The organism is Mesorhizobium sp. M7A.F.Ca.CA.004.04.2.1 (assembly GCF_004022825.1).
Lineage (GTDB): Bacteria > Pseudomonadota > Alphaproteobacteria > Rhizobiales > Rhizobiaceae > Mesorhizobium.
Window position 1 is genome coordinate 1 of record NZ_RZPH01000724.1, and the last position, 3,173, is coordinate 3,173.

Genomic DNA, 3,173 nt, shown 5'->3' on the forward strand with positions numbered 1-3,173 from the left:
AGGTCAACGGTGTCGTCGCTCTTGAAAGCCAGGCAGCGAAACCCGTCCCATTTGGGCTCGTACTGCCAGCGGTTTCCATCCCGGGGGATTTCATCGGCAAGCTTGGCCTCCATCGGAGACGTGTCCAGCGGGAGCGGGAAGGCGTTTATTGGTTCATGCACGGGTAGGCCTCCAAAACCGGCTCAGGAACGGCTCCGGCTTTTTTCAACTTCCAGGACTGGCACCGCGTTCCATCTGACGGTTCATGCCTGGTTCTTCGCGATGGGACATTTTCATTTGCCGCGGAACCCGGATGACGGCTGGCCGCTTTGATGTCATCGGCAGCGCTAACGGAGATGCCCCATCGATCCCTCATTGTGGATAGCTTTTGTCGGAACCGTCATTCTCATGCAGGTGCCGCCAGGTCCCGACAGCATGCTGGTGATGGCCCGCGGCATTGGACAGGGGCGCGACGTGGCGCTGCTCACGGTGCTCGGCATGACGCTGGGCGCCGGACTTGTGCAGCTTCCGCTGATTGCATTCGGCCTGTCCTCGCTTGTCCACGCCTCGCCCCTGGCGTTCAATCTGCTTCGATGGGCCGGGGCGGCCTACATCGTCTGGCTGGGTGTCCGGCTGCTGCTTTCATCCTCGGCAACCATTCCCACGGGTGACCTCAAGGCCCTGCGGCCGCTCGCCGCCGCCCGGGAAGGAATGATCGCCAATCTGAGCAATCCCTGGCCTTTGATGTTCATGGTTGCGTTCCTGCCGCAGTTTGTCGATCCGCACAGGGGCTCCGTCACGTCGCAGCTGGTGCTGCTTGGCGCAACACAGAAGATAACCGGTGTGCTGGTGCTGGGAGCCTATGCCTTGGCATCGGGCGCGGCCGGGGCATGGGTCATGCGGCACCCTCGCGCAAGGCTTTGGCAGCAGCGGCTCACCGGCTGTCTCATCATCGGCCTCGGCTTACGGATGGCGATCGGCGGCGGTACGAGCCGCTGACCAAGCGGATGAACGGGCTGGGCCGAACACTCGACTTTGGCGCCGCGGGATTTTCTTTCGGGGAAAGTTTTGTGCCAAGTCGCCTGAATGACAGGCTCCGACACCCTTCTTCAGTGGAGCGGAGCATTCGCTTGGATGTCCGGCTCCGCCGAAAGAACCCGCATCGGATGAAACGTCGTCGCGGGCCGGGACTGGTCCAGGAACAAAAAGCCTGACCAGAGGTTCGAGCCTCGATCTCAATGCAGCTTGAAACGGCTGCTTCATCGCCGTCCGATTGGAATGTTCGTCATGATTTCTTGCGTGGCCTCGGTAAAGACGCGCCTTCAATGAACAAGCCACCTGACGAGGGCCAAAGGGCAAGCGGGCAAAAAAAGGGCGGCGTCGTTCGGGCTCTCGGGCTTGGTCTGATCACCGGCGCGGCCGATGACGACTGCTCGGCCATCGGTACCTACGCGAGCGCCGGAGCGCGGTTCGGGCCTGACCTGCTGTGGACGGCACCTGTCACGCTGCCGATGATGTATGTCGTCGTCTATCTTTCATCCAAGCTTGGCCAGGTTTCGGGTCGCGGGCTTTTCAAGGTCATATCGGACTTCTATCCGCGTTGGCTGCTATGGTCCGTGCTGGTGGGCGTGCTGATTGGCAACACGATCGAGGCAGCCGCAGATCTTGGCGCCATGTCGGCGGCCATCGTGCTGTTCGTTCCTCTGCCTGCTCCCTTGGTCGTCATTGCCGTTGCGGTCGTCATTTTTGCCCTGCAGGTGTTCGGATCGTATAAATTGATCCGAAATGTGTTCCGGTGGCTGGCTCTGGCTCTGCTTGCCTATGTGGTCTCCGCGGTGCTTGCCAAACCGGATGCAGCCTCTGTCCTGCGCGGCACGCTGTTGCCAAAAATCGAATTCAGCCGCGAATACCTGTCCATCCTCGTCGCCATCATCGGGACCACGCTCTCCGCATACCTTTACACGTGGCAGTCCAATCAGGAGGTGGAGGAGGAGATAGCCAAGGGTCGAACGAGCCTCGAAGAGCGCAAAGGCGCCACGGAGAGCGAACTGCGCCGATCCCGCCGCGACATCCTGATCGGCATGACGTTCTCCAATCTGATCATGTATTTCATCATTCTTTCGACAGGTTCGACGCTCTACAAGGCCGGGCAGACGCAGATCGAGACAGCGGCGCAGGCGGCCGAAGCGCTGCGGCCGCTTGCCGGCGACGCTGCCAGCATTCTGTTTGCGGTCGGTGTAATTGGCGTTGGCTTTCTGGCCGTGCCGATCATGACCGCTGGCGCCGCTTTCGATTTCGCTCAGGCGATGGGATGGAAGAATAGCCTGCATGCCAAACCCCGCCAGGCTCCCAAATTCTACATCGTGATTGGGATCATAACGCTGGTGGCGGTGGGTCTCAATTTCTTCGGCTTCAACCCTATGAAAGCCCTGGTCTGGTCGGGCGTCGTGCAAGGATTTTCAACGCCACCTCTGCTGCTTCTCATCCTGATCATGACCAACAATCGCAAGATCATGGGCGACAAGGTCAACAGCATAAGCACGAACATCCTGGGCGGCGTGACGACCCTGGCGATCTTTGCGGCGTCGGCGGGACTGGTGGCAAGCTGGTTCCTGTAGCTCGCCGGGCGGGAAGGATGTTCAGGCGCAGTGGAACATCGGCGGTCAAATGTCGTTGAGACGCTTGTGGGAGAAAGGAGGTTGTCCATGTCAAAGTTGCAGGCCGCCACTCCGGATCGTCTAAGACAACTCAGGCTTGAAGCTTCAGCACATTTTGCTCCGTTGATGCTGAACGAAGCCCTGTTGCGCCTTTCCCATGCCTGCGGAGGCGACAGCCTCGACCGCTTCGAGAAAGCCATGGTTGATCAGATCGAGGCGGCAGAGGACGATCGCGCCGATTTCGAAACGATCAAGGAATTCGCGATCGAGCAACTTTACGCCCTGGTCCGGAACGCCAACGATTCGCCAGAGAGGAAACAGCCGCTTGAGAAGATAGACACACGCAGAACGCCCGGCCGTTCCGAAGAACCACGCACGCTCGAGGACCAACTGCAGGCGGGATTGGAGGATTCCTTTCCGGCGAGCGATCCGCCCTCAGTGGTGTCCACGACCATTTCAGGCGGAGCAAAGAAGCTGGTCGGGACCGATGAGGTCCTGGAAAAGCAGCGGCAAGCGTCCAGCAAGGAAGATCGCTCG

Annotated in this window: 3 protein-coding genes and 1 pseudogene; 3 read left to right on the forward strand and 1 reads right to left on the reverse strand. The window is 60.1% G+C overall.

The features are described from left to right. Positions 1 to 113: pseudogene (locus tag EN893_RS39480) on the reverse strand (ATP-dependent DNA ligase); the annotation flags it as partial. Positions 114 to 387: 274 nt separating this feature from the next. Between EN893_RS39480 and EN893_RS25900 the strand changes: the two are divergent. From EN893_RS25900 to EN893_RS25910, 3 genes are all read left to right on the forward strand, one after another. Then, complete coding sequence (locus EN893_RS25900; RefSeq protein WP_127270534.1) at positions 388 to 978, forward strand: LysE family translocator; 591 nt, start codon at positions 388 to 390, stop codon at positions 976 to 978. Between the two features lie 239 nt (positions 979 to 1,217). Then, positions 1,218 to 2,597: an Nramp family divalent metal transporter gene (locus EN893_RS25905; RefSeq protein WP_306244786.1), complete on the forward strand. Its 1,380-nt coding sequence runs from the start codon at positions 1,218 to 1,220 to the stop codon at positions 2,595 to 2,597. Between the two features lie 87 nt (positions 2,598 to 2,684). After that, positions 2,685 to 3,173, forward strand: a 489-nt coding sequence (locus tag EN893_RS25910) for a hypothetical protein (RefSeq protein ID WP_127270596.1), incomplete at its 3' end; no start/stop codon positions are given.